Source organism: Burkholderia sp. BCC0506, from assembly GCF_902833145.1.
In the GTDB taxonomy this organism is placed as follows: Bacteria; Pseudomonadota; Gammaproteobacteria; order Burkholderiales; family Burkholderiaceae; genus Burkholderia.
In genome coordinates this window covers 184,841-208,747 of the sequence record NZ_CADFEN010000002.1, presented here as the reverse complement: position 1 = coordinate 208,747, position 23,907 = coordinate 184,841, and the positions used below count along the sequence as shown (strand labels likewise).

26 protein-coding genes are annotated in these 23,907 nt (G+C 67.0%); 12 read left to right on the top strand and 14 right to left on the bottom strand.

Going from position 1 to position 23,907, the window contains the following annotated elements:
- Nucleotides 1-12: 12 nt before the first annotated feature.
- The 4 genes from HWX62_RS04990 to HWX62_RS04975 form a co-directional block, all read right to left on the bottom strand.
- A complete protein-coding gene (locus tag HWX62_RS04990) occupies nucleotides 13-1,035 on the bottom strand; it encodes a formylglycine-generating enzyme family protein (RefSeq protein WP_279610458.1) in 1,023 nt (340 codons plus the stop codon).
- A gap of 50 nt (nucleotides 1,036-1,085) precedes the next feature.
- Complete coding sequence (locus tag HWX62_RS04985) at nucleotides 1,086-2,717, bottom strand: sulfatase (RefSeq protein ID WP_175930266.1); 1,632 nt, start codon at nucleotides 2,715-2,717, stop codon at nucleotides 1,086-1,088.
- 664 nt (nucleotides 2,718-3,381) lie between these two features.
- Nucleotides 3,382-4,209: a hypothetical protein gene (locus HWX62_RS04980; protein ID WP_175930267.1), complete on the bottom strand. Its 828-nt coding sequence runs from the start codon at nucleotides 4,207-4,209 to the stop codon at nucleotides 3,382-3,384.
- Between the two features lie 121 nt (nucleotides 4,210-4,330).
- Nucleotides 4,331-4,918 carry an SEL1-like repeat protein gene (locus tag HWX62_RS04975; RefSeq protein WP_175930268.1) on the bottom strand — a complete coding sequence of 196 codons (588 nt, stop codon included), beginning with the start codon at nucleotides 4,916-4,918 and terminating at the stop codon, nucleotides 4,331-4,333.
- 363 nt (nucleotides 4,919-5,281) lie between these two features.
- On the opposite strand from HWX62_RS04975, the gene HWX62_RS04970 reads away from it, so the two are divergent.
- The 3 genes from HWX62_RS04970 to atsR are packed head-to-tail and all read left to right on the top strand — an operon-like array spanning nucleotide 5,282 to nucleotide 8,526.
- Complete coding sequence (locus tag HWX62_RS04970; protein ID WP_175930269.1) at nucleotides 5,282-6,154, top strand: helix-turn-helix domain-containing protein; 873 nt, start codon at nucleotides 5,282-5,284, stop codon at nucleotides 6,152-6,154.
- A gap of 46 nt (nucleotides 6,155-6,200) precedes the next feature.
- Nucleotides 6,201-6,704, top strand: coding sequence for a molybdopterin-dependent oxidoreductase (locus HWX62_RS04965; RefSeq protein ID WP_175930270.1), 504 nt, complete (start codon nucleotides 6,201-6,203; stop codon nucleotides 6,702-6,704).
- Between the two features lies 1 nt (nucleotide 6,705).
- Nucleotides 6,706-8,526 carry a hybrid sensor histidine kinase/response regulator AtsR gene (gene atsR, locus HWX62_RS04960; RefSeq protein ID WP_175930271.1) on the top strand — a complete coding sequence of 607 codons (1,821 nt, stop codon included), beginning with the start codon at nucleotides 6,706-6,708 and terminating at the stop codon, nucleotides 8,524-8,526.
- 51 nt (nucleotides 8,527-8,577) lie between these two features.
- On the opposite strand, the gene HWX62_RS04955 is transcribed toward atsR, so the two are convergent.
- Nucleotides 8,578-8,997, bottom strand: a complete 420-nt coding sequence (locus tag HWX62_RS04955) for a secondary thiamine-phosphate synthase enzyme YjbQ (protein ID WP_175930272.1) — start codon at nucleotides 8,995-8,997, stop codon at nucleotides 8,578-8,580.
- Nucleotides 8,998-9,007: 10 nt separating this feature from the next.
- Nucleotides 9,008-9,334, bottom strand: a complete 327-nt coding sequence (locus tag HWX62_RS04950) for a thioredoxin family protein (RefSeq protein ID WP_175930273.1) — start codon at nucleotides 9,332-9,334, stop codon at nucleotides 9,008-9,010.
- A 231-nt stretch (nucleotides 9,335-9,565) separates the two neighbouring features.
- On the opposite strand from HWX62_RS04950, the gene HWX62_RS04945 reads away from it, so the two are divergent.
- From HWX62_RS04945 to HWX62_RS04930, 4 genes are all read left to right on the top strand, one after another.
- Nucleotides 9,566-10,267, top strand: a complete 702-nt coding sequence (locus HWX62_RS04945; protein ID WP_175930274.1) for a flavin reductase family protein — start codon at nucleotides 9,566-9,568, stop codon at nucleotides 10,265-10,267.
- Nucleotides 10,268-10,530: 263 nt separating this feature from the next.
- Nucleotides 10,531-10,863, top strand: coding sequence for a DUF2322 family protein (locus tag HWX62_RS04940; RefSeq protein WP_175930275.1), 333 nt, complete (start codon nucleotides 10,531-10,533; stop codon nucleotides 10,861-10,863).
- 108 nt (nucleotides 10,864-10,971) lie between these two features.
- Nucleotides 10,972-11,841 carry a PASTA domain-containing protein gene (locus tag HWX62_RS04935; RefSeq protein WP_175930276.1) on the top strand — a complete coding sequence of 290 codons (870 nt, stop codon included), beginning with the start codon at nucleotides 10,972-10,974 and terminating at the stop codon, nucleotides 11,839-11,841.
- Nucleotides 11,842-11,963: 122 nt separating this feature from the next.
- Nucleotides 11,964-12,596 (top strand): LysE family translocator, encoded by a 633-nt coding sequence (locus tag HWX62_RS04930; protein WP_175930277.1) that lies wholly within the window; start codon nucleotides 11,964-11,966, stop codon nucleotides 12,594-12,596.
- Between the two features lie 195 nt (nucleotides 12,597-12,791).
- Here HWX62_RS04930 and HWX62_RS04925 read toward each other — a convergent pair whose 3' ends face one another.
- Together HWX62_RS04925 and HWX62_RS04920 are read right to left on the bottom strand one after the other, a co-directional pair.
- Nucleotides 12,792-13,361 carry a hypothetical protein gene (locus HWX62_RS04925; RefSeq protein WP_175930278.1) on the bottom strand — a complete coding sequence of 190 codons (570 nt, stop codon included), beginning with the start codon at nucleotides 13,359-13,361 and terminating at the stop codon, nucleotides 12,792-12,794.
- A gap of 225 nt (nucleotides 13,362-13,586) precedes the next feature.
- Nucleotides 13,587-14,045 (bottom strand): Lrp/AsnC family transcriptional regulator, encoded by a 459-nt coding sequence (locus tag HWX62_RS04920; protein WP_039322714.1) that lies wholly within the window; start codon nucleotides 14,043-14,045, stop codon nucleotides 13,587-13,589.
- 125 nt (nucleotides 14,046-14,170) lie between these two features.
- On the opposite strand from HWX62_RS04920, the gene HWX62_RS04915 reads away from it, so the two are divergent.
- The 3 genes from HWX62_RS04915 to surE all read left to right on the top strand — a co-directional run bounded on the left by HWX62_RS04915 (nucleotide 14,171) and on the right by surE (nucleotide 16,177).
- A complete protein-coding gene (locus HWX62_RS04915) occupies nucleotides 14,171-14,905 on the top strand; it encodes an AzlC family ABC transporter permease (RefSeq protein ID WP_175930279.1) in 735 nt (244 codons plus the stop codon).
- The gene (locus HWX62_RS04910) at nucleotides 14,898-15,206 is read left to right on the top strand and encodes an AzlD family protein (protein ID WP_175930280.1); all 309 of its coding nucleotides are present in this window, start codon (nucleotides 14,898-14,900) and stop codon (nucleotides 15,204-15,206) included. The genes HWX62_RS04915 and HWX62_RS04910 overlap by 8 nt, the downstream gene beginning before the upstream one ends.
- 191 nt (nucleotides 15,207-15,397) lie before the next feature.
- On the top strand, nucleotides 15,398-16,177 hold the full coding sequence (surE, locus tag HWX62_RS04905) for a 5'/3'-nucleotidase SurE (RefSeq protein WP_175930281.1): 780 nt from the start codon (nucleotides 15,398-15,400) through the stop codon (nucleotides 16,175-16,177).
- A 69-nt stretch (nucleotides 16,178-16,246) separates the two neighbouring features.
- Here the strand turns inward: surE and HWX62_RS04900 are convergent, their stop codons facing one another.
- The 5 genes from HWX62_RS04900 to HWX62_RS04880 form a co-directional block, all read right to left on the bottom strand.
- On the bottom strand, nucleotides 16,247-17,068 hold the full coding sequence (locus HWX62_RS04900) for an SDR family oxidoreductase (protein ID WP_175930282.1): 822 nt from the start codon (nucleotides 17,066-17,068) through the stop codon (nucleotides 16,247-16,249).
- A gap of 123 nt (nucleotides 17,069-17,191) precedes the next feature.
- Complete coding sequence (locus HWX62_RS04895) at nucleotides 17,192-17,659, bottom strand: cupin domain-containing protein (RefSeq protein ID WP_175930283.1); 468 nt, start codon at nucleotides 17,657-17,659, stop codon at nucleotides 17,192-17,194.
- A 181-nt stretch (nucleotides 17,660-17,840) separates the two neighbouring features.
- Complete coding sequence (locus HWX62_RS04890) at nucleotides 17,841-19,193, bottom strand: pyridoxal-dependent decarboxylase (protein WP_175930284.1); 1,353 nt, start codon at nucleotides 19,191-19,193, stop codon at nucleotides 17,841-17,843.
- Nucleotides 19,194-19,214: 21 nt separating this feature from the next.
- A complete protein-coding gene (locus HWX62_RS04885; RefSeq protein ID WP_175930285.1) occupies nucleotides 19,215-19,514 on the bottom strand; it encodes a helix-turn-helix domain-containing protein in 300 nt (99 codons plus the stop codon).
- A gap of 176 nt (nucleotides 19,515-19,690) precedes the next feature.
- Complete coding sequence (locus HWX62_RS04880; protein WP_175930286.1) at nucleotides 19,691-20,572, bottom strand: LysR family transcriptional regulator; 882 nt, start codon at nucleotides 20,570-20,572, stop codon at nucleotides 19,691-19,693.
- Nucleotides 20,573-20,699: 127 nt separating this feature from the next.
- Between HWX62_RS04880 and HWX62_RS04875 the strand changes: the two genes are divergently transcribed.
- Entirely contained in the window at nucleotides 20,700-21,737 is a 1,038-nt protein-coding gene (locus tag HWX62_RS04875; RefSeq protein WP_175930287.1) for an aldo/keto reductase, read from the top strand.
- 18 nt (nucleotides 21,738-21,755) lie between these two features.
- Here HWX62_RS04875 and HWX62_RS04870 read toward each other — a convergent pair whose 3' ends face one another.
- Nucleotides 21,756-23,420: an ABC transporter ATP-binding protein gene (locus HWX62_RS04870; protein ID WP_175930288.1), complete on the bottom strand. Its 1,665-nt coding sequence runs from the start codon at nucleotides 23,418-23,420 to the stop codon at nucleotides 21,756-21,758.
- A gap of 221 nt (nucleotides 23,421-23,641) precedes the next feature.
- On the opposite strand from HWX62_RS04870, the gene HWX62_RS04865 reads away from it, so the two are divergent.
- On the top strand, nucleotides 23,642-23,905 hold the full coding sequence (locus HWX62_RS04865; protein ID WP_175930289.1) for a helix-turn-helix transcriptional regulator: 264 nt from the start codon (nucleotides 23,642-23,644) through the stop codon (nucleotides 23,903-23,905).
- Nucleotides 23,906-23,907: the final 2 nt, after the last annotated feature.

Genomic DNA, 23,907 nt, shown 5'->3' with positions numbered 1-23,907 from the left:
GGACGGGCATGATCACTCGCGCGGCACGGCGAGCGTGTCGCGGTCGTATGCGACGCGAAACCCCGTGTGGCCGGCTGACGTGTCGGTGGGCCGCCCCGTCCGGGCGGCGATCCGGTAACGAAAGCACGATGTGCGATGACACAGGTAGGAGCCGCCTTTCAACGTGTACTCGCGGTCCCGAACCGCCTGACGATCGCGGGCCTTGCCCTCGCTCGACAACGAGCGGACCCGGAATGGATCGGCACACCATTCCCATACGTTGCCGCTGCAATTGTGGAGCCCGGCCGGGTTCGGCGCAAATGCGTCCACGCGCACGGTTCCGAAACGCCTGCTTGCGCCGACGTACAGGTCGGGAAAGCGGCCTTGCCAGATGTTGCATAGAACGGCGCTTTCCGCCGGCTCGTCGTCGCCCCACGGATAGCGGCGCTCGGTCGTGCCGCCGCGGGCCGCGTGCTCCCATTCCGCCTCGGTCGGCAACCGGCCGCCGCACCATTTTGCAAAGGCCATCGCGTCGCGCCAGGAAATGTGGCAAACAGGATGCATGTCGCGCTCGGCAAGCGATGAAGCCGGCCCTTCCGGCGCCGCCCAGTACGCGCCGTCAACGGCACGCCACCAGCTATCGCCGTCCGATGCCGCGTCGCGCGCGTCGGCGGTAACGAATGCGGCGAACACGTAGCTCCAGCCGAACCGCTCGGCATCGGTCCGATAACCCGTCGCCGCGACAAAATCGGCGAACCGCCGGTTCGTCACGGCAAACCGGTCGATACCGAACGGCTTGAGATGCGTCTTGCGGCGCGGCCCCTCGCCGTCCGCCTTGATCACCGGTGCGTCCGTCCCCATCCAGCTCACGCCGCCGTCGAACCACGCGACGTCGTCGACGCGCGCGCGCGGACCTTCCGGTACGCAACGTTCAGGCCGGCCGACCGGATCGACGGGACGCGCGCACGTGTCGTCGCGCAGCGGCACGCAGCACGATCGGCGCACAGTCGCTTCCTCGTGTTCGCTCAACTTCCTCTCCCCAAAAGCGCGCGGCATCCGCCGGAAGCCGCGGTCCGCGCCCTCGTCTCGCGCATGATCGACGATCGTCAGCCCGCCACGGTCGATCGGGCCGCATGCTGCGCGAGCCGAGCCGTCGCCACCGACGCCCGCATGGCCTGCGCCTGCTTCGCCAACGTCGCCCGCAATGTGTCCGCGTATCCCGAATGCGCACTCGCGAGCAGATGGTTTCGGTCGATTTCACCTTCGGCAGGCAGCCCCAGGCGCTCGTACTGCTCCGGCGGCGCATCGTTCGCTACCATGAGGTCGCGCAACAGCGTCGCCATGCGCCGCTCCACGTCGGCATCCGCGATCGGGCGCTCCTGCCGCGGATCCGACGCGAGATCGAACAGCAGCGTGCCGGAGCGATACGAATATCCCAGCGGCCTGGCCGCGATCTTCATGGTCCGCACTCCCTTCGTAAACGAAAAAGGCGCGGCCAGTTCGATCTCCTGCAGCTCGTCGACGCCGAACATCGCCCGCATGTGCGTGGGCATCAGCGTGTATTCGTGCAACGGCACGTTTCTGCCCGGGTCGGGCCCCGTGCGCATGTAGACGTATCTTCCGTCGGTGACGTTCACATGCTCTCCATGCACGCCGAACAGCGCGGCCTGGCGAACCGGCGTGTCGTCCCGGATCGTGTCGCGAAGCGGGACGCCCTGCATGTCCGGCGTCGGCGCCACGCCGAAGAAGTCGAGGATCGTGGGCGCCAGGTCGATGGTCTGCACGAGCGACTGGCGCCGCACGCCCTGTCTCGCACTTCGGGGATCCCAGACGAACAGCGGCGTATGCGCCAGTTCGTTGAACCACGGCTGAACCGTCTTTGCCCACCAGCCATGTTCACCCAGCATGAAACCATGATCGGTGCACACGATCAGCATCGTGTCCTTCCACAGATCGAACTCGTCCATCAAGTCGAGCACCCTGCCGAGCGAGCGGTCGCACATCGATACGAGTGCGGCATATTCGGCGCGAACATGGTCCACTTCGTCGTCGGTATCGTCCTCGCAACGCGGCCCGTATGGCGGCCAGTCGAAATGCGGCCCGCGATACTCGTGTGGATACAACGCCTTGTAGCGCGGATAACTGAAGAACGGCTCGTGCGGATCGAACGTCTCGATTTGCAGGAACCACGCATCGGCATCGTGATTCTTGCGGATGAACTCCTCGCCTGCATCGAACGTCAATGTCTGCGGATGACGGTCCTCGGTCTGCATATATTGCCGATTCACCCAGTCCTGGCGGGCACCGCTTTCCTTCAATGCGCCCTTCAGCGGAAACGGGCTGTGCGGCTCGCGCACCTCGCCTTTCCAGGGGTCGCCCTCCTGGCCGCGGAAGAACTCCCAGCTACGGTAGCGCGTGTGATAGGTGGCGCCGCCATCCTCCCAGTAATGCGGATGATCGCTCACGAGATGCGTATAGACACCGCGCGCGCCGAGCATTTGAGGCATCGAGTCGTCGAATGGTTCGAGCGGCCCCCAGCTCCGATGAAGGAAGTTGTGGCGCCCGGTATGCAGCTCTCGACGCGCCGGAATGCACGCCATGCTGCCCACATAGCAGTTGTCGAACGTCGCGCTCCGCGCCGCCAGCCGCTGAAAGTTCGGTGCGACGATCCAGTCGCAGCCGTACGCAGGCAGCATCCGGCGGTTGAGACTGTCGTACATCACCATGATCGCTTTCATTAATTCGTGGTCCTATTTGTATGATTGATGAATCGTCTCCACTGCCACACGGAAAATCGCGAGCGCCCCGCGTGATCGAGCGCGCTCGACGCGCTTCGATCCGAACCGTAACCGGATTTGCTGGCCCGCAGCATTTATTATCCGATAGGATAATTTTTAATGATGGCACGGCCCCCGTCAAGTCGAATTTTCGCTTTGCTCGGGCGCAAGCGCATGCTGCCGAGCGACTACGGATGTAGAGCGCTAGCTCCAGACGTGGGGGCGATGCAGTCGGTAGCGGCTGACAGGTCGGCTCGAACGCGCATCAGCCGATCGGGACGATGAACGGCGATCATTTGGCGGTGCATGGGCGGACGTCATGCGGGCCGCATGCCGTCGCGCCGGCACGCGGCCGAGTTCGATTCGATGTCGGGGAGAGGTGGCTGGATGAGAATCGCTGCCAGCAAACCGGCAGCAAACGGTGCGCGCGACGATGTCGGGCGCATCGGAAGCGCTCGCACGAGACATGCGAACGTCCTGTCCACGGCCGGATTGCATGCGTTGCACGAGAAGCCCGTGCTGCTTGCCCACTTAGGACGAAGTGGGGCGACTGCCGCGACAGCAGCACCGAGCGCGTGAAACGCCCGGGAAAAATGGCCGGCGGCATCCCGCCGGCCCCGCGACGTCAGTTGACCTGCAACTGGCCGCCGCGGCCCAGGCCGCCCTTCACGTCCTGCGCCTTGTAGCTGCGCAGCGCGACGACCATCTTGTTCCAGGCGTCGATGAACGCGACGACCGTCGCCTTGCCTTCCGGCGTCGTCGAGAAACCGGCGAGCCCGCCGCCCACGCCGCCGCCGAGACCGCCCAGCGCCGCGCCGTAGTTCGTCGCCGTCGAGCTGCCTTCCGCCGCCGCGATCTGCACCGCCGAGCGCACGTCGAACAGCGTCAGCGTCACCACCGACGCCTTCGTCTGCAGGTGGCCCGCCACCGCCGCCACCGCGCTGTTGCCGATCAGCCCGCCGATCATGCTGCCGATTCCGCCGATCGGCGAATCGTTGATCACGATCTGCGGTTCCATGTAGTAGTCGGCCGCCACGCGCTGGCCCTTCTGCTGCTTCGAGCCCGTGCGGTATTCGCCCGAGTTGCGCTGCAACTGCGTGATGCGCGACAGGCGCGCGTCGCTCTTCTGGTTGCCGATCGACGTGATCACGAAGCAGTTCGACTGCTGCACGGCCAGCCGCAGCAGCGGATCGATGCTCGTCACCTTGGTCGCGCTGCCGAACGGGCCCCACCAGTCGGCGTTGCGGCCGTCGTCGACCGCGATCGTGCCGAGCGGCGACGCGCAGCGCTGCAGTTGCGAATCGGCGCCGGCGCTCGCGCCGCCGGCCGCCGCGCCCGTCACGCCGGCGTTCTGCCCGCCGGGCGTCACCATGCCGCCGCAACCCGCGACGGACGCGCCAAGCGCTGCAACCAGCGCACCTTGAGTGAGACGTTGGGAAAGGATGGTCTTCATGTCGTTGTCGATCGATTAGAGTCGTTGTTCGGCTTATGTGTCCGTGCGAACTTCGATAAGCCCCCCGGCGTGGCGCGCGATGGTGGTCTCCCCGCGGCTGCCCCCGTTGCCCGATGCCCGGTCAGTAGTACCAGTACGTCTGCTGCCAGACGCCGTAGTACGGATAGCCCGAGTACCAGTAGCCGTAATAGACGTCACGCCACTGCGTGCGCCATTTCCAGTCTTCTTCGTCTTCCTTCTTCGCCTTGCGCGCGAAATCGAGCAGCTTCTTCGATTCCTTGTCGCCGCGGCCGGCCGCGATCGACAGCCACTTCTCCGCTTCGCGCGCATCCGAGCCCATTTCCTCGAGGCCGAACAGGTAGAAACTGCCGAGCGCCTTCTGCGCGTTCAGGTCGCCGCGCTCGGCGGCCTCGCGCATCCACTTGAGCGCCTGGTAGCTGTCCTGACGCACGCCGTCGCCGCGGAAATAGCGCAGGCCGAGGTCGTAGGCGGCCTTCGGCTGGGTCTTCGCGGTTTGCTTGAGCGCGGCGATGCGCGGATCCTCGCGGTCTTCCGCGTCGTCCCTTTTTTGATAGGAGACCTGATCTTTAGGTCGATCGGAACATCCTGTGTCGTCGCAGATCCGTACCGTGCCGGCGGTCACCGACGGATCCTGCGCGCACGCGGCCAGCAGCAACAGCAGCCCCGGTGCGAGTAAACGGCGATACATGGGTACTTTCCTCAAGTTTTTATCGGCGCCGCAATGCTTCGAGCTATCCCACCCCGTGAGTTCGTACCCGGTTTGCGCGCGGCGCAGCGGATACAATTCCCTCCGCCAACGCCGACACGCAGTCCTGGGCTCTCTCAGGTTCTCTCTTCGAATCGTTCCGTCACTATTTCATTGCTGCCGTTTTTCGCTGCCCGACCGGGCCGGCATCGACCTCCAAACATGACACAGCAAACAATAGTGACGTGGTGAGCAATAATAACGAAGAAAAATGGCATGTCAAGGTCATTCGCCGCCTCAAAGTTTGCATGACGCGTCAGTTTTGATATGCTCTTCCTCGCCCAAAACCCTGGAGACCCCATCGAGATGTCCACCACCGAGCAGGCCAACGTCGATCTCATCACCGCCAACAGGGTGCGCGATCTCCTGAACCGGAACGGCATTCCGCCGCGAAGTCACAACACGACGATCGCGAACGTGCTCGGCCTGAGCTTCTCGGTCGTCACGCGCAAGATGAAAGGTCTGATCCCGTGGAACCTGTCGCAGTTGCAGGACATCGCGACGCACTTCGGCGTGCCGCCCGCGATCCTGCTCGACGACAAGGGCACGCAGCCGGCCGCGGCCGAGATGATCGATGCGACGTTCGTGATCGAATCGAAGCGTTTGCGCTGCCGCGCGGCGATCTCGACGAAGGCCACCAGCCAGATCGAGACGGATTTCGTCGCGCTGCAGTGGCAGGGCGAGTGGATCGTCACCGAGCGCGAGCACGCACGCGAAGGCCGCACGTATCCGGTCGACGTGATCGAGCTGCGCTCGGCGCAGCCGAACGTGTATGCGGCGCGGATCGCCGTGGTCGACGATTCGCAGGACGTCGCCGAAACGGTCTGCGAATATTTCATCGAGAAAGGCGTAAACGCGATCCCGTACTTCGACGGCGCGAGTTTCCGCAAGGCGCTCGAAGTCGAGGATTTCGACGGCTACATCCTCGACTGGATGCTCGGCGACCAGACGGCCGCCGAACTCGTGCGCGGCATCCGCTCGAGCGAGAACAGCGGCGCGCCGATCTTCCTGCTGACCGGCAAGATCTCGACCGGCGAAGCGAGCGAGGACGAGATCGCGCACATCGTGTCGCACTACAACGCGCGCTGCGAAGAAAAGCCGGTGCGCCTGCCGATCCTGTTCGCGGAAGTCGCCCGCGAACTGAAACTCGCGCTGCCGGCGGCGGCCGCCGCGAACTGAGACCTGAGCGACACACCACCACACGAATCAACGGACCGAGGGAAACATGCGCGTTTCAACCATCTGGACCAAAAGCCTGCTGATGGCCTGCCTGCTCGGGATGGCCGCCGCGGCATGGGCCGCGTCGTCGTTCACGTTCACCGTCGACGGCAAGATCAGCAAGAGCAACCAGCAGGGGAAGATGACCTACGTCTTTTCCGAGCAGGCGCTGATGGCGCTGCCGCAGCATACGATCGTCACGTCGACGAGCTGGACGCCGAAGGCGACCTTCACCGGCCCGCGTCTGTCCGACGTGCTGAAGACGGTGGGCGCGCACGGCACGCAAATCGAATTCCGCTGCATCGACGAATACACGTTCACGATTCCCGTGTCCGATGCCGCCAGGTACGGCGTGATCCTCGCGCGGACGATGAACGGCAAGGTGCTCGGCAACGACAACTACGGCCCGCTGTGGATCATGTATCCGCGCGACCAGTATCCCGACGAGCTGAAAACGCCGCTCGGCGAAGCCAAGTTCGCGTGGCAGATCATCGGCCTGACCGTGAAGTGACATGACGCGGCGGCGATGGAAAAATAGAAAAATCATCCTGATCCTCGGCTCGCTGTGGATCATGGGGTGCGCCGCCTGGGCGTTCCTGCTGTGGGACCTCCTCGCCACCTCGGTCAACGAGGGCGTGCTCGAGGGGCCGCGCGAAGGCGTGTTCTGGACCGCCGCCCAATACCGCAACGTCTACACCCGCTTCGACCGGCAGCTGATTCTCTACGCGACGCACGAGGACGACGACTTCGATCACGTGCAGATGCAGCTCGACAGCCTGTCGGTGTCGTTCGGGTTCCTGCAGCGGCCATCCGAAGTGTCCCAATACTGGCTGCGCATCCCCCGCGCGCGCAACGAGATCGACGCGTTGGGCGAATTCATGATGCGCCTGAAGCGCGAGGTGCCGCTGCTGCGCGATTCGCCGCAGCAGGCCCGGCAGGTGATCGACGAAGTCAACGCGTACTGGCCGAAGGTCAACGGCCTCGCGAATTACTTCCGCGCGATCGAAATGGCGCAGCGCGATTTCACGTTCCACCAATTGAAGGACAAGCAGCGCGCGATCCTGATCCTCGGCATCGTGCTCGGCGTGATCCTGTGCGCGCTGTTCCTGCTGCTGTTCTATACGATGCGCACGCGCGACGACCTGCTGGAGCGGCAAAACGCGGCGCTCGAGGCGGAACGCAAGGCATCCGATCGCGCGTTCGAGATGATCGAGGCGAAGAACGCGTTCCTCGGGATGGTGAGCCACGAACTGCGTACGCCGCTGCAGGCGATCTGCGGATCGATCGAGATCCTGCTCGCGCGAGCGCAGTCCGACGCGAACCTGAAGACGATCCGGCGGCTGCAGAATTCCGCGCTGTCGCTGGAGGCGCTCGTCAAGGACCTTACCGACTACATCAAGCTGCGCTCGACGAAACGCGTCGCCGAACTGGATACCATCGGCGTCACGCCGCTGCTTGCCGAAGTGCTCGAACCGCTGCGCGAGAAGATCGCGGCGAAGCGGATCACGGTCACGCAGCGCGTCGAGCCGCCCGGCCTCGCGATCCGCTCCGATCGCAAGCTACTGCGGCAGGTGCTGTCGAACCTGATCGAGAACTCGGTCAAGTACACGCTGGGCGGCTCGATCAACGTGGCGATCACGCTCGCCGACGCGCCGGCCGGCCAGCAGGTGAAGATCGCCGTGCGCGATACCGGCGCCGGCATCGCGAAGCAGCATCTGTCGAAGATCTTCGAGCCGTTCTATCGCGCGAACGACGCGGTCGGGCTGCACGTGGACGGGATCGGGATGGGGCTCGCGGTCGTGCGCGAAATCGTGACGACGCTGCGCGGCCACGTGGACGTGCGCAGCGTGGTCGGCGAAGGCAGCGAGTTCGTCGTGACGCTGCCGGTCGAAGCGCCCGGCGTCGACACGGCCGGCACCGCGGCGGGCGACATGCCCGCGCTGCCGCCCGTGCCGGCGCACCAGGGCCGACGCGCGCTGGTGGTCGACGACAACGACAACGCGCGCGAAACGCTCGGCGCGATGCTGGCGGCGCTCGGCATCGAGGCCGATCTGAGCGGCACCGGGCAGGAGGGCGTCGCCCGCTTCGGTACGAGCCGCTACGATCTCGTCGTGCTGGATCTCGAACTGCCGGACGTGAGCGGATTCGACGTCGCGCGGCGCATTCGCGCGGTCGCGCAACCCGACGACGACGGCCGGCATCCGGCGATCCTCGGCGTCAGCGCGTATGAATCGGCTGCGTTGCGCGAGAACCAGCGGGTGTTCGACGCATTCCTGCCGAAGCCCGTCCACCTGCGCGATCTCGGCGCGCTCGTCGACAAGCTGCTCGCCTGAGCCGCGCGCCGCATCGCGCGTTCCCGCTTGCCGGGCGACTCGCCTACTCGCCTACTCGCCGATCAGATGCAGCACGATGTCGCGCCGGTGCGCCGCGCGGCGATGCTCGAACACGTAGATCCCCTGCCACGTGCCGAGCACCATGCGCCCGTGCTCGACCGGAATGGACAGTTGCACCTGCGTGAGCGCCGTGCGCAGATGCGCGGGCATGTCGTCGGCGCCTTCGGTGTCGTGCTCGTAGCGCGTATCGTCTTCCGGCGCGAGCGTCGCGAAATAGCGTTCGATATCGCGCTGCACCGACGGATCCGCGTTCTCCTGGATCAGCAGCGACGCCGACGTATGGCGGCAGAACACGGTGAGCAGGCCGGTGCGGATCGCCTGCTGGTCGACGAACGCGCGCACCTGCGGCGTGATTTCGACGAGGCCGCTGCCGCGCGTGTCGACGCCGACGTGCGTGATGGCCTGTTGCATCGCCATGATCTCAGGCCAATGCCGCGAAGCCGTCGGCTTCGATCTGTTTCGCATCGACGGGACGCACGACGCGTGCGACTTCGACCCCGTCGCGCAGGAACACCAGCGTCGGCCACAACTTCACGCCGAACGAGCGGCCGAGCGGGCGGCCGGGGCCGTCCTCGATCTTCAGGTGCCGCACGGCAGGATGCGCGGAGAACGACGCCGCGATCGCGGGCTGCGCGCCTGCGCAGATTCCGCACCAGTTCGCGCCGAATTCGATGACGGTTGCGCCGCCCAGTGCGTCGACTTCCGCGCGGGTCGGCGCGTTGGCGGTGTAGCGTTGCTCGGTATCCATCGGGCCCTCGTGTGCGTTGGCGGAACATGGCTGCGTCGCCTGCGCGATGCAGGCGGGTGCAGTCTTCGATTTCTTACTGTAGCGGAAAAGCCCGTGCGGTGCCGGCTCGGTCCGGCGCGGCGCCGGAGACGCCTGTGCGCACCGTTCGGAATGACACGACAAGATTCGGAGCGCCATGCCGCCGCGACGGGATCAGCATGGGAACCGTTCCCGTCAACGAAGGACTCGACCATGAATGCGCCGCATTGCGTCACCGAACCGAACATCCTGTACTTCGGCACGCCCGTCGTGCTGGTCAGCACGCTGAACGAAAACGGCACGGCCAATCTCGCGCCGATCTCGTCCGCGTTCTGGCTCGGCTGGCGCGGCGTGATCGGCATCGCCGCCAGCTCGCAGACCACCCGCAACCTGCTGCGCACCGGCGAATGCGTGCTGAACCTGCCGTCGTCGGCGCAGGCGGACGCGGTCGACCGGATCGCGCGCACGACCGGCACGTATCCGGTGCCCGACGGCAAGCGCGCGAAGGGCTACGTATTCGAACCGGACAAGTTCGGCACGGCCGGGCTCACCGAAGCCGCGTCGCAAACGATCGCGCCGCCGCGCGCACTCGAATGCCCGGTGCATATGGAGGCAGTCGTCGCGGCCACCTACGGAATCGGCGACGACATGCCGGACCTGCGCGGCCGCATCCGCGTGTTCGAGGTGCGCATCCAGCGCGTGCACGTGCATCCCGACCTCCTGATGGACGGTCATCCGGACCGCATCGATCCGGACAAGTGGTCGCCGCTGATCATGAGCTTTCAGAAGTTCTACGGGCTGGCGCCGCGGCAGGTGCATGCGTCGCGGCTCGCGGAGATTCCGGAGCGCGCGTATCGCAGCCCCGACATCGAGCGTTCGCGTGAAGTGGGCACGTTGACCGGTACCGGACGGTGATGACGCCGCACGCCGCGGCACGGCGCGGATGATCGGCGCGGTATTCGGCGTCGCGATGCCGGGTGCGCTGGACGATGCGTGCGGCGGCGGTGCGACCGCGCTGCGCGTCGCGATCCTGACGGGGCAGCGCGCCGCAGCTCGCGGGCGCAGTACTCGCGTGGCGCGCCACCGGCACCGGCACGCAGGCCGGTCCGCCGAAGCCGATCGGATAAGATACGGCCGGCCGCACCCTGGCCCATGACCGAACCGACGGAGTGTTTTCAGTGATTCAACCGACCTCAGTATTCAAGGACAACCTCGCGCAACAGCCGGCCATCGACGGCATCGCGCGCATCGATCTCGTCGGCGCGAACGGCGACGTGGTCGCGACCATCGAGAACCAGCCGGGCAAGCAGGGCTCGCTCGCTGTGTACCACTATCTGAAGCAGACGTTCGGCACGCTCGACGCGAAAGCGGCCGAGCACGGCCTCGCGGTATTCGCCGAACATACGGCCGATGCGCGCAACCGTCCGGGCGCGCACCCGAACGTCGATCGTCTGCTGGCGATCGTCGCGGGCGGCGATGCGCTGCGCATCGACGTGGTCGCGAAGGGCTGAGTCGGTGGCGACACGCGCGCGTGCCGCCGGGCGATGCGCGCGACCCTGACAGACGGGCGGAATAAAGCGATTGCCGCGCCCGTCGCGCTTTCCCTGGAGATTGCCTGCGTGTTTCCTTCCGCTCCCTCAGCGCTCACCCGCCATCTTGCTTCGATCGTTTCGATCGCGGCATTGGCCGGCACCCCGTTCGCCGGCACGGCATCGGCCGAGCCGCTGCGCACGGGCTCCGATATCGCCGGTGCGTCGCTCGTGCCGCTCGACACGCTGCCGCACTCGCCCGAAAGCGGTTCGCTCGATCCCTTCTGCACCCAATATCGCGCGAAGACGACCACGGCGGCCGGCCGCGAAGTCGCGAAGCGTGCGTGGATCGTGACGTCCGAAGCACCGCTCGGGCGCTACACGGTCGTGAGCTTCGCGAGCGGATTCAACGCCGGTACGAGCGCGATGTGTTTCGCGCGCAACGGCAACATCGGCGTATTCGACGGCACGGCGCTCGTCGCGCTCGGCTATACGGCGCGCAAGGCGGGCTGGCAGCTCGGCTCGGTCGATCGTATGGAAAACGGCGCGCTGCTCGTCTGGGGCGGCAACGGCCCCGGCGCGCCCGTCGGCGAATTGCACGAAGCAGACGGCGGCCTGCGCCTGACTCGCGTTGCCGCCGAGCGCACGTTCTGCGACGGCCGCGCGGTCGTACCGAACGTGTACGGCAAGCCGCTCGACGCGGCCCGCAAAATCCTGATCGCGCATGGCTGGCAGCCGCTGCGTCCGCGCGAGAAGCCGGATGCGATGGACGGCGCGGCGACGCTCGCGAAGCACGGCATCGTCGAAGCCGAAGCGTGCTCGGGCACCGGCATCGGGTATTGCGCGCTGCGCTACCGGAACGCGGCCGGCGTGCTCGGCGTGACGACGGTGGGCGGCGAGCCGGACAGGCCTTCCGAGAACACCGTGATCGACTATCAGGTTGCCTGTCGCAAGCAGTGATCGGCGTGCAGGCGTCACGCGATCCGTGCCGTCCGGCCATCGTCCGTTTGCTCGATTGACCGGCCTCGCGCCCCCTCCTGAACTGACTTCCGTTTTACGCCGCGCCCGCAAAAGGGATTGCCATGATCGACTTCTCCACGCTCGCGCTGTTCTCCGGCGCGTGTCTCGCGCTGACGGCCACGCCCGGCCCCGACATGTTGCTGATCGCGTCCCGCAGCGTGAGCCAGGGCCGGCGCGCCGGCTTCGCGACGCTCGCCGGCATTCAGGCGGGCACCTACTGCCACGCGCTCGCGGCCGCGCTCGGGCTGTCGCAGCTCTTCGTCGCGGTGCCGCTCGCGTACGACGCGGTGCGCTTCGCGGGCGCCGCGTATCTGCTGTATCTCGCGTGGAAGACCTTCCGTTCGGACGCGACCGCGCTGTCGCCCGTCGCGTCGCAACGTCGCCGCTCGACCGCGACGATCTTCCGCCAAGGGCTGACGACGAATCTGCTGAACCCGAAGATGGCGTTGTTCGTGCTGGCGCTGTTCCCGCAGTTCGTGCGGCCCGAACATGGCTCGATCGCCGTGCAGATCCTCGTGCTCGCGACGGTGCTCAACCTGATCGGGATCGTCGTGAACGGTGCGGTGATCCTCTCCGCGAGCCGGCTCAGCCAGCGGATCGGCGCGCGCCGCCGGCCGTCGAAAGTGCCGCAGTATCTGCTCGGGTCGGTATTCGTGGGGCTGGCGGCGCGGCTCGCGGTGGCGGGGCGGAACTAACCCCGTCGCGCTTCCATCGTGCCCGGCGTACGCTGATACCGAATCACGCGGCTTTCCGGACCTGAGTTTCCCGAGGACATTCAGGGCCGCACTTCCTCACCGATATCGCCGACCGAAGCAATACGGTCGCGAACTCCCCTTACGTCCGACCAACTGCCCTGTGTCCGCTTCCGAGGCGCCCGAACGCAGCCCCCTTCAGCGCGTCGCCCCCAGCGCCACGCGCAACCGTTCCATCAACCGCGTGTAATGCCGCAGCACGTCGTCCTTCGACACGACGTTCGCGGTCGCGAAACGCTCGGACCACACCGGCTTCCACTCATACGAACCATGCACGCTGCGGTCGCCGTCGGGCGCCTGGATCAGCGAGCGGATCCGCGCGTCACGGCCGGGGCCCGTATGCATTTCGAACAGCGCATGGATGAACGTGTGATACGCGTCGTACACGTCGTCGTCGAACAGGTAGCGGTAGATGTGGAACGTGCGGTCGAGGTCGCGCTTCGCACGAATCACGTCCTCCGGCGAAATGTCCTTCCAGTAGCCGATCCACGTGTAGAAGCACAGCAGCGCGTTGAGCTGCGGCGCGACCGTGTCGTACAGCGCGAGCCGCTTCTCGATCAGCCGCTGGTTGGTCCACTGCACGAGTTCGAGCCGCTTCAGCCGGCGCGCGACGAGCCAGCCGAGACACGCGACCGACAACGGCGTCAGCACGCCGAGCACGAGCTTGACGATTTCCAGCGAATTCCACGGCGTATTGAATGGCTGCATGTAGGGCTCGACAGAAAGAAACGCATCCGCGCTGACGCGTGACCCGGCGCGCTATGCAGCGCCGCTCGGCCGAGCGCGTCGGCATTGACCGTTAGTTGCTTGCGCATCGAACACCGCATGACTGCGCAGGCAAAGCATGCGATGCGACTCACCCCATCAGTTTATCGGGCGATTGTCACCGCGCCATGACGCTCGTCGGCGCATCGCCGCACGGCCCGCGCTGCGTCAGGTCGGCAGCGCCGACGTGAGCTTGACCTTCTGCATCGGAATGTCGGTCTTCACGCTGAGCACGCCCGGGATGCGTGTCAGGTATTCCATCTGGAAGCGCCGGTAATCGTCGATGTCGGCCGCGACGACGCGCAGCAGGAAATCGCAGTCGCCGGCCATCAGGTGGCATTCGACGACTTCCGGCATCTGCTGGACGGCCTCCGCGAAACGGTTCACCGATTCCGCATCCTGCCCCTTCAGCCACACGCGCGTGAAGATCGTCAGTCCCTTGCCGACCTTCGCCGGGTTCAGCACGGCCACGTATTTCTCGATCACGCCGGCTTCCTCCAGCAGCCGCACGCGCCGCAGGCACGGCGACGGCGACAGCCCCACCTCCTGCGCGAGTTCCACGTTCTGCATGCGGCCGTCGCGCTGCAGCGCGCTCAGGATCCGGCGGTCGATCGCGTCAAGTTTCATTTGGCATCCGATTCCAAAAAATTCGCGCATCATGCGCTTGATGCCAAATTCTGAGAAAAATCTGGCGACAACGCAACCCGATTCGAGTCAAAAAAGCAGACAATTCCTCCCCCGAAGGAGGAGTAATGAGCAGTAGCGTTTCAACGTCGTCCGGGCTTCGCGACAAGCCCGCCCATGTCGCCGAGATGGGTCGCGGTTTGCGCGCGGCGCTGCCCGTCATGCTGGGTTTCGTGCCGTTCGCGCTGGTGCTGGGCGCGCAGGCCGCGCAAAAAGGGCTGAGCCTGTTCGAGGTGCCGATGATGACGGGCCTGAACTTCGGCGGCGGCTCCGAATTCGCGGCGATCCATCTGTGGACGTCGCCGCCGCACATCGCGCTGATCGTCGCGATGTCGTTCCTCGTGAATTCGCGCCACATCCTGATGGGTGCCGCGTTCGAGCCGTATATCCGACGCTTGCCGCGCCGCCGCGCGTTCGTCGCGCTGTTCTTCATGTGCGACGAGAGCTGGGCGATGTCGCTCGCCGACGCGCGCGAGCGCTCGGCCAAGCACATCAGCGTGCCCTATTACGCGGGCATCTGCATGGGGCTCTACCTCACGTGGATCTCGATGACGACGCTCGGCGCGGCAGTCGGCCCGACGATCGGCAACGTCGAACGGTACGGTTTCGACATGGCGTTCACGGCCGTGTTTCTGGTGCTGCTGCGCGGGATGTGGAAAGGCGTGCGCGCGAGCCGCCCGTGGTTCGTGAGCCTCGTCGTCGCGGCGGCCACCCATCTCGCGCTGCCCGGCGCGTGGTACGTCGCGGCCGGCGCGTGCGCGGGGCTGATCGCCGCGTTGCTGTGGGAGCCGCGCGATGCCTGAGCTTCCCGATTTCGGCACGGTCGCGACGATCGTGCTGATGGCGTCGACCACCTACCTGTCGCGCATCCTCGGCTACGTGCTGCTGCGCAACCGCACGCTGAGCCCGCGAATGGCGTCGGTGATGGAGAACGTGCCGGGCTGCGTGCTGATCTCGGTGATCGCGCCGGCGTTCGTGTCGACGCGCCCGGCCGACCTGCTCGCGCTCGCGATCACGCTCGCCGCGGCGACGCGCCTGTCGATCCTGCCGACGGTCATCGTCGGCGTCGCGTCGGCCGGCCTGCTGCGCTACCTGCTCGGCTGAACGGTTCCGGGCCGCCGCACCCGGCAGGCACCTGCCACGACACGATGAACGGGCGCGCGATGCGCCCGTTTTCACGTTCGCGCCGACCGGCTCTGCTGGCGCGACACGACGATCGTCGTGCCGGAGTGCTAGCCTTGTGGCTTGCGCCACACCGCACTCCCCTGTCATTGCCCTTCGCGAGGATCGTTCCGATGCAAGCCACCACCCCGCTGTTCGACCGCGTCCTGCTCACCAACGACGACGGATTCGACGCTCCCGGCCTCGACATACTCGAGCAGGTCGCCACGCAACTCGCCCGCGAAGTGTGGATCGTCGCGCCGGCCGAAGACCAGAGCGGCACGTCGCATTCGCTGAGCCTGCACGAGCCGCTGCGCGTGCATCGCAAGGGCGAGCGCCGCTTCGCGGTGCGCGGCACGCCCGGCGATTGCGTCGCGATCGCGGTCAGCCATTTGATGACGGGCGCGCGTCCCGACGTCGTGCTGTCCGGCGTGAATCGCGGCGCGAACCTCGGCACCGAAACGGTGTTTTCCGGCACGGTCGGCGCCGCGATGACGAGCCTGCTGGTCGGCGTGCCGGCCATCGCGCTGAGTCAGGCCTTCACCGATCGCAACGCGGTGCCGTGGGGCACCGCGCTCGCGCATGCGCCGGACGTCATCCGCCGGCTCGTCGCCGCCGGCTGGGACAGCGACGCGTGCCTCAACGTGAATTTCCCGCCGCGGCCGGCCGACGACGTGCGCGGCCTGAAGGTGACGAACCAGGGCGCCGGCACGCTGCAGGGCGTCGAAATCGTGTCGGGACGCGATCCGCGCGAGATCGACTATCACTGGCTGAAGCTCGCGCGCGCACCGCGCGACGACGATGCGGATTCGGAAACGGTCGCACTGGGCGAAGGGTATATCTCGGTCACGCCGCTGAAGTTCGAACGCACGCACGATCAGGCGCTCGCGCGGCTGCGATCGAACCTCGGCTGATCGCAAGCGCTTCGAACGGCGCCGGCGGATGCGCAATACGCAATGCCCGCGCGCCGCCGCGTCACCGCATCACGTCAGATTCAACCCGCCGTCGAGCATCACGATCTCGCCCGTCACGTAATCGGACGCGACGAGCATCGCGACCGTCTGCGCGATGTCGTCCGGCGTCGCCGCGCGACGCATCGGCGCGCGCTCGCGCCAGAGCTGCTGCGCTTCGGTCCAGTCGGCGGTCAGCGGCGTATCGACGAGCCCCGGCGCGACCGCATTGACGCGAATCGCCGGCGCGAGCGTGCGCGCGAGCAGCCGCGTCGTGTGATTGAGCGCGGCCTTCGCCGCCGCATATGGAATCGACGCACCCTTCGGCCGCACGCCCGCATGCGAGCTGACGTTCACGACGCATCCGGCCCGCCCGTGCGATGCCGCCTCGCGCAGCGCGGCCTCCGCTTCGGCCACCAGCCGGAACGGCGCGATCACGTTGATTTCGTGCATCTCGCGCCACACGTCGGGCGTGGCCGCCGCGAGGTCGTCATGCGGAATCACGCGGCTGACGCCCGCGTTGTTGACGAGCACGTCGAGCCGCCCGTGCACGGCGAGTGCGTCGCGGATCAGCCGCACGCGCTCGGCATCGTCGGCCAGATCGGCCTGCACGTAGGCGCCACCGAGTTCGCGCGCCATCGCGCGCCCGGTGTCGGCCGAGCGGCGCGAATGCAGGATCACCGCGTAGCCGTCGGCCGCGAGGCGGCGCGCGACGGCCGCGCCGATCCCCGACGTCGAGCCGGTGACGAGCGCGACCGGCCGGTGCAGGCGCGACGCGCGCGGCTCGCCGGCGGCTTCGGTTTCAGGTGTCGTTTCGGCAATCGGGGCAGACATCGGCGGAAGCGGCGCGTCCATGGCGTGGAACCTTGTCGGTGGCGTTCCCGCATCATAAGCGCGACGGGGTACAGGATCGAAATGCAATCGATGTAGGCAGCCGCTGGCTGCAGGCATTCTCCGGAGATGACGCGCAATCGGCCGTCACGGTTGTTTCGGCAGCTCGACATATCCCTCGAGCTCGCCCGCGATATAAAGCCGCTTGCCGATGCGCGGGTATTCGCACACGTCGTGTTCGAGCCGCTGCCCGCCGACGAGCAGCTCCAGCGGCGCATCGCCGGTGTTCTGCACCGTATGCGCTTCGCCGCCGCGCGGAAAGCCCAGAAAATCGCCGGGACCGATTTCGCTGGCGCGTTCGCCGATCGTCACCGTGCCGGTGCCGGACAGCACGTACACGAATTCCTCTTCGTAAAGATGGCGGTGATACTCGGCCGATTCGTGACCGGGCATCAGCGTGAGCCGATGAACGCCGAATTGCGTCAGGCCGGTCAGGTCGCTGAGCTGCCGCTTCAGACGAACGGCATTGGGATTGAGCGAATGCACCTCGCGCGTCGGTTCCATCTTCGCGATATCGGCGGCCTTCAGCAGTTCCCGGGGAAAGGGAGTCGACATGGGGATCTCGCAAGCGTGAATGTTGCTGTTGGACGCGACGCCGGTGCGGCCCGCGCGACGACTATTGTCCGACATTTTCACGCGTGCAGGCGTGCCGCATGCCCCGCAGGCCGCGTCTCACTTCATGGAACGCCAGAAAGTTGCGCGCGCAACCGTTACGGCCACGGGCAACGCGCGACGCTCAACCCACGTGTACGCCGCGCAGCTTCGTCAGCAACGCGACGAGTCGATCGATGTGCGCATCCTCGGTGCGCCACGACGACACGCTGATCCGGAACGCCGGCCGCCCCTGCCATACGGTCGCACCGAACCACACGTCGCCCGACGCTTGCGCCGCTTCGAGGATCGCCGCCGTTTCCTCGTCGGTGCCGGCGCGCACGAGCACCTGGTTCAGCACGACGCGGTTCAGCACGTCGTAGCCGGCCGCACGCAGGCCATCGGCGACGCGCGCCGCCTGCGCGCAATGCCGCTCGACCATCGTGGCCACGCCGGCGCGGCCGAGCGAACGCAGCGCGGCCCATACGGGAATGCCGCGTGCGCGTCGCGAGAATTCGAGGTTCAGGTTCTTCTGCGCATCCTGCGCGCCGCTCAGGTAGACGGCGTCGCTGTTCATCGCGGTGGCGAGCGCGGCCGCGTCGCGGCAGATCACCATCGCGCCGTCGTATGGCGTGTTGAGCCATTTGTGGCCGTCGGTCGTCCAGCTGTCCGCGCCGTCGATGCCGTCCGTCAGCGCGCGCTTCGACGACGCCCGCGCCCACAGGCCGAACGCGCCGTCCACGTGCACCCACGCGCCCGCCGCCTTCGCGGGCGGAATCAGTGCGGCAAACGGATCGAATTCGCCGGTATTCACTTCGCCGGCCTGCACGCAGAAGATCGTCATGTCGTCGAGCGGCGGCAACTGCGCCGGGTCGATCCGGCCGTACGTGTCGACCGGCGCGACGACGATGCGCTTCATCCCGAAGCCGAGCACGCGCAGCGCCTTCTTCACCGTGATGTGCGCGAGCGCGGAGATCACGACCTTCACCTCGGGTGCGCCGATCAGCCCATCCTCGTCGATATCCCAGCCCTTGCGCGCGAGCAGCGCGCGCCGCGCGGCCACCAGCGCGACGAGCGTGCAGGCCGTCGCGCTCGTGCCGAAGCCGACCGCGCTGCCTTCGGGCAGCCCGAGCGCATCGACGACCCAGCGTGCGGCCTGGCGCTCGAGCGTCGCGGCCACCGGCGAATTCGCATACGACGACGCGCACTGGTCCCACGCGAGCATCAGCCGCTCGGCCGCCGCCGCGGCCGGCAGCGTCGCGCCGATCACGAAGCCGAAGTAGTTCGGGCCGTTCGACGCGACCGTCGCGGGCGTGCCGTGTTCATCGAGCAGGCGCAGCACGTCGTCGGCCGGGCGGCCCGTATCGGGCAGCGGTTCGTCGAACGCCGCGAGGCCGGCGAGCGCCGCCGCATCGGGAAACGCGCGCCGCTCGTTCGTTGCAGCCAGATACGCGTGCGCGCGCCGGTCGGCGTCGGCCAGCAGTGCCAGTTCGTCCATGTCGGTTGCCTCGGGTCAGAGTCAGAGTTGCGAGAGATCGCGGCCGAGCTGCTGCAGCGCGCCGTCGATCCGCTTGTAGTACGTGAACTTGCCGACGCGGGTCGCCTGCACGAGCCCGGCATCCGCGAGGATGCGCATGTGGCGCGTGGTCGTGGCCGGCGCGATGCCGAGCTTCTCGGTGATGTACGTGCAGCACACGCCGAGCGCGTCGACATCGCCGTGCGGCTGCGGCGGGAAATGCTTGCGCGGCTGCCTGAGCCAGCGCATCACGGCGAGACGGCTTTCGTTGGCCAGCGCGCTGAGGCGGGTGACGTCGTCCATGGGGTTCGGATTCGTTTGACGTTTTGAATATTAGCTAAATGACGAAATGTGGGCAAACGGTTTGAACAGCGATTTTCATGCGCGATGACGTTCGCCGGTATGCGCTGCCGGCATTCGACGCGATCGCGGCGAGATCGCCGCTTCAACCGCTCGCAGCCCGCGCAAACAACGTGCCTTTACGCCAGCGCCTGCGCCAGCCGGTCGATCAACGCCCGCACACGCCGCGGCTGCGCGACACTGCCCGGATAAACGATCTGCAGATCCACGTCGCCCGGCGAGAACGCGCCGAGCACCTCGACGAGCGCGCCCGACGCCAGATCCCGCTCGACGTCGACGAGCGACTTCAGCGCGATGCCGTGCCCCGCGACGCACCACGCGCGCACGAGCGCGCCGTCGTTGGCGACGCGCCGGCCGCGCACCACCACGCGCTTCAATGCGCCATCGATGCTGAACGGCCATTCGGCGTACAGCTCCTGGCCGAAGCGCATCACGATGCAGTCGTGCGAAGCCAACTCGTCCGGATGCGCGGGCGTGCCATGCGCAGCGAGATACGCGGGCGACGCGCACACCACGCGCCGCGCACGGCCGAGCGAACGGCTGCGCAGCGAACTGTCGGCCAGCGTGCCGCGGCGGATCGCGAAATCGAGCCCCTGCCCGACGAGGTCGACATACCCGTCGCCGAGATGCAGGTCGACCGTCACGCCCGGATGATCGGCGAGGAACGCGTCGACGACGGGCACGACGCGCTCGCGCCCGAGATCGGCCGGCGCGCTCAGCCGCACCGGCCCCGACAGCGTCTGCACGCCCAGCCGCACGCGGCTTTCGAGTTCGTCGGCCTCGGCCAGCAGGCGGCGTGCGCCGTCGACGAGCGTGCGCCCCTCGTCGGTCAGGCTGATCGCGCGCGTCGTGCGCGTGAGCAGCGCCGCGCCGTAGTGACGCTCGAGCGCCGTCAGCCGCTCGGACACCGTGGCCGGCGACAGGCCGACCTCGCGGCCCGCCGCGGCCAGCCCGCCTTTCTCCACGATGCGCAGGAACAGCGCAAGGTTGTCGAGCAGCATTATTCGCTCCTTCCGAAGGATATTTTCGTCATCTTCGGGATTATCCGGGCAAGGCGCAAACGATACAGTGGTCGCCTGACGATCGACGCGCGGCCGCGCCGCGCCCATACGACGAAAGGAAATGCACATGGAATACCGTACGCTCGGCCGCTCCGGCCTCAAGGTCCCCGTCCTGAGCTTCGGCGCCGGCACCTTCGGCGGCACCGGGCCGCTGTTCGGCGCATGGGGCCATACCGGCGTCGACGAAGCGCGCCGCCTGATCGACATCTGCGTCGAAGCCGGCGTCAACCTGTTCGACACGGCCGACGTGTATTCCGACGGCGCGTCCGAACGCGTGCTCGGCGCCGCGCTCAAGGGGCGCCGCGACCAGGTGCTGATCTCCACCAAGACGGGCCTGCCGACCGGCGACGGCCCGAACGACGCGGGCACGTCGCGCGCACGGCTGGTGCGCGCCGTCGACGACGCGCTGCGCCGCCTCGACACCGACTACATCGACCTGCTGCAACTGCACGCGTTCGATGCGGGCACGCCGGTCGAGGAAGTGATGTCGACGCTCGACGATCTCGTGCGCGCGGGCAAGCTGCGCTACATCGGCGTGTCGAACTTCGCCGGCTGGCAAATCATGAAGTCGCTCGCGGCGGCCGACCGGCACGGCTGGTCGCGCTACGTGGCGAACCAGGTGTACTACTCGCTCGTCGGCCGCGACTATGAATGGGATCTGATGCCGCTCGGCGCCGACCAGGGCCTCGGCGCGCTCGTGTGGAGCCCGCTCGGCTGGGGCCGGCTCACCGGCAAGATCCGGCGCAATGCGCCGCTGCCCGAAGGCAGCCGCCTGCATGAAACGGCCAGCTACGGACCGCCGGTCGACGACGAACGCCTGTACGACGTGGTCGATGCGCTCGACGCGATCGCGGAGGAAACCGGCAAGACGGTGCCGCAGATCGCGCTGAACTGGCTGCTGCAGCGGCCGACCGTGTCGTCGGTGATCGTCGGCGCGCGCAACGAGGAACAGTTGCGGCAGAACCTCGGTGCGGTCGGCTGGGCGCTGACGGATGCGCAGGTCGCGAAGCTCGACGCCGCGAGCGCGGTGGAAGCGCCGTATCCGTACTTCCCGTATCGCCGGCAGGCGGCGTTCGCGCGGCTCAACCCGCCGATGCGCGGGTAAGCCGCCCAGGTACCGGCATCAGGCCGGCAGGCGTGCCTGGCCGAGCCGCACGACCTTGTCGGTCGGCACGATGACCGAGCGCCGGTGCGTGATCGCGATCACCGTGACGTCGCGGGCCAGCAGCCGCACGTGCTCCATGATGTCGCGCTCGGTGGCTTCGTCGAGCGCGGAACTCGCCTCGTCGAGAAACAGCACGGTCGGATTGCCGTACAGCGCGCGGGCGATCGCGATACGCTGACGCTCGCCGCCAGACAGTTTGAGTCCGCGCTCGCCGACCGTCGTGCGGAACCCGTCCGGCAAGCCGTCGATGAACGGCAGGATCGTGGCCTTCGCGGCCGCGTCGCGCAGGCGCTGCGCATCGCGCGGGCGGCCGAGCAGGATGTTGTCCTCCAGGCTTTCGTTCAGCAGCACGACGTCCTGCGGCACGACGGCCACCGCGCCGTACCAGTCGGCGCGGTCGATCGTCGCGAGATCGATGCCGTCGACCAGAATGCGTCCGTCGGCCGGCTCGATCGATTTCAGCACGAGCTTGAAGACGGTCGACTTCCCCGCGCCGGTTTCGCCGACGATGAACGTGATGCCGCCGCGCTCGGCCACGAAGTCGATGTCGCGCACGCCGCGTCCGTTGCCGTACGCATAGCCGACGCGCTCGAACACGATGCGCCCTTCGCGCGGCACGAACGCCGACGCGTGCGACACCTGCCGCTCCTCGGGCGCCGTCCACAGCGCAGTGAACGGCACGAGCGCCGCGCGCGAGCGCACACTCTCGTCGATCGAGCGCGCGAGCATGTCGAACGGCAGGTTCAGTTGCAGCAGCAGCGTGTTGAACAGCACGAGGTCGCCGAGCGACAGCGCGCCGGCAGCATGACGCGGCAGCAGCAGCCAGAACGTCACCGAGAACTGAATCGCGAGGCCGAGCCCCAGCAGCGCAAGGAAGCCTACATGCTGCATCACGTAGGCGCGCCAGTTGTCGCGCTCGGCGCGCGCCTTGTCCGCGAAACGCTCGCTCATCCAGCGGTGGCTGCCGAAATGCCGGAGCGTTTCCATCGCGTTGATCGCGCCGCCGACGAACCGCGCATTCTCCTGCCCGGCCTCAATCGCGCGATCGAGGTACACCCGCGAGCGCCGGGCCGAAACGATCGCGATCGTCACCGCGATCGCGCCATAGGCCGCGGTGATGGCCGCCACTTCGAGGTTGATCAGTGCGCCGAGCGTGACGAGCGTGAAGACGATCTGCAGCGTGCCGGGGATCAAATCCATCAGCGCAAGCTGCACCAGCACCGACAGCGCGCGGCTGCCGCGCGTATTCGCGCTCTGGATTTCCGCCGGATTGTGCTCGACGAAGAACGCCGTGGTCTTCTTCAGGATGCGCTCGAAAAAGCGCGTGCTGGTGATGAATCCCAAATTCCCGGAAGTCATGAAAGCCAGGTACTGCACGACGCGTTGCAGCGCGCTGGACAGGCCCAGCAACACCGCGTAGAGCACGAAACCCGCCATGAGCGCGGGCAGCGCGCCGCGATGCGACAGCGCGTCGATCAGACGCGAGAACAGGTAGGGCGCGGCAACGGCGGTGGCGCTCGACAGGACGACGACGGCCGCGACCGTCAGCAACATCCAGCGATCGGCCTTCCAGTAGGCGCGCAGCACCTCGGTGATCGGATTCGGTGCGTGGTGTTCGTTCATGGCGCGAAAAACCGGCGCGGCCGGATGGCGACAGACGGCCGAAAAGTCTAGCAGAGTGAAAGGGTGCTGGTTGAGGCATCGCACAGTAGCCCAAAGGGCACAAAAGCGGCCTGTCGGCCCTGGTTTGTAGCCCATAGGACACAATTTTCAACATGCGAATTTGTGGCACGAGGGCTACAATATTAGTCAATTTGGCAATTTATGATGCCCAGGGGCTACAAATGACGACATTGGCAGATGTAGGAGAAATGCTGAGAGAGGTTCGCCATTCCGCGGGACTTTCACAGAAAGAACTAGCCGAGCACGCCGGTGTCGCACGTACGACGCTTGCACGCATGGAGACGCTCGCGCGAGGCGACATGAGCGTATCAGCGCTCGTTCGTCTTCTCGAAGCTGCCGGCTACGACCTGCGCGTCGTAAAGCGCGGACACAGTCGCACGCTGGACGACGTGCTGGCCGAACAGCGCACGATGGGAGACGCGTGATC

What these genes read in the sequence shown, in the direction of transcription:
- HWX62_RS04990 (WP_279610458.1), bottom strand. Translation starts at nt 1,035, where the DNA reads ATGCCGCGCGCTTTTGGGGAGAGGAAGTTGAGCGAACACGAGGAAGCG.
- HWX62_RS04985 (WP_175930266.1), bottom strand. Translation starts at nt 2,717, where the DNA reads ATGAAAGCGATCATGGTGATGTACGACAGTCTCAACCGCCGGATGCTG.
- HWX62_RS04980 (WP_175930267.1), bottom strand. Translation starts at nt 4,209, where the DNA reads ATGAAGACCATCCTTTCCCAACGTCTCACTCAAGGTGCGCTGGTTGCA.
- HWX62_RS04975 (WP_175930268.1), bottom strand. Translation starts at nt 4,918, where the DNA reads ATGTATCGCCGTTTACTCGCACCGGGGCTGCTGTTGCTGCTGGCCGCG.
- HWX62_RS04970 (WP_175930269.1), top strand. Translation starts at nt 5,282, where the DNA reads ATGTCCACCACCGAGCAGGCCAACGTCGATCTCATCACCGCCAACAGG.
- HWX62_RS04965 (WP_175930270.1), top strand. Translation starts at nt 6,201, where the DNA reads ATGCGCGTTTCAACCATCTGGACCAAAAGCCTGCTGATGGCCTGCCTG.
- atsR (WP_175930271.1), top strand. Translation starts at nt 6,706, where the DNA reads ATGACGCGGCGGCGATGGAAAAATAGAAAAATCATCCTGATCCTCGGC.
- HWX62_RS04955 (WP_175930272.1), bottom strand. Translation starts at nt 8,997, where the DNA reads ATGCAACAGGCCATCACGCACGTCGGCGTCGACACGCGCGGCAGCGGC.
- HWX62_RS04950 (WP_175930273.1), bottom strand. Translation starts at nt 9,334, where the DNA reads ATGGATACCGAGCAACGCTACACCGCCAACGCGCCGACCCGCGCGGAA.
- HWX62_RS04945 (WP_175930274.1), top strand. Translation starts at nt 9,566, where the DNA reads ATGAATGCGCCGCATTGCGTCACCGAACCGAACATCCTGTACTTCGGC.
- HWX62_RS04930 (WP_175930277.1), top strand. Translation starts at nt 11,964, where the DNA reads ATGATCGACTTCTCCACGCTCGCGCTGTTCTCCGGCGCGTGTCTCGCG.
- HWX62_RS04925 (WP_175930278.1), bottom strand. Translation starts at nt 13,361, where the DNA reads ATGCAGCCATTCAATACGCCGTGGAATTCGCTGGAAATCGTCAAGCTC.
- HWX62_RS04920 (WP_039322714.1), bottom strand. Translation starts at nt 14,045, where the DNA reads ATGAAACTTGACGCGATCGACCGCCGGATCCTGAGCGCGCTGCAGCGC.
- HWX62_RS04915 (WP_175930279.1), top strand. Translation starts at nt 14,171, where the DNA reads ATGAGCAGTAGCGTTTCAACGTCGTCCGGGCTTCGCGACAAGCCCGCC.
- HWX62_RS04910 (WP_175930280.1), top strand. Translation starts at nt 14,898, where the DNA reads ATGCCTGAGCTTCCCGATTTCGGCACGGTCGCGACGATCGTGCTGATG.
- surE (WP_175930281.1), top strand. Translation starts at nt 15,398, where the DNA reads ATGCAAGCCACCACCCCGCTGTTCGACCGCGTCCTGCTCACCAACGAC.
- HWX62_RS04900 (WP_175930282.1), bottom strand. Translation starts at nt 17,068, where the DNA reads ATGGACGCGCCGCTTCCGCCGATGTCTGCCCCGATTGCCGAAACGACA.
- HWX62_RS04895 (WP_175930283.1), bottom strand. Translation starts at nt 17,659, where the DNA reads ATGTCGACTCCCTTTCCCCGGGAACTGCTGAAGGCCGCCGATATCGCG.
- HWX62_RS04890 (WP_175930284.1), bottom strand. Translation starts at nt 19,193, where the DNA reads ATGGACGAACTGGCACTGCTGGCCGACGCCGACCGGCGCGCGCACGCG.
- HWX62_RS04885 (WP_175930285.1), bottom strand. Translation starts at nt 19,514, where the DNA reads ATGGACGACGTCACCCGCCTCAGCGCGCTGGCCAACGAAAGCCGTCTC.
- HWX62_RS04880 (WP_175930286.1), bottom strand. Translation starts at nt 20,572, where the DNA reads ATGCTGCTCGACAACCTTGCGCTGTTCCTGCGCATCGTGGAGAAAGGC.
- HWX62_RS04875 (WP_175930287.1), top strand. Translation starts at nt 20,700, where the DNA reads ATGGAATACCGTACGCTCGGCCGCTCCGGCCTCAAGGTCCCCGTCCTG.
- HWX62_RS04870 (WP_175930288.1), bottom strand. Translation starts at nt 23,420, where the DNA reads ATGAACGAACACCACGCACCGAATCCGATCACCGAGGTGCTGCGCGCC.
- HWX62_RS04865 (WP_175930289.1), top strand. Translation starts at nt 23,642, where the DNA reads ATGACGACATTGGCAGATGTAGGAGAAATGCTGAGAGAGGTTCGCCAT.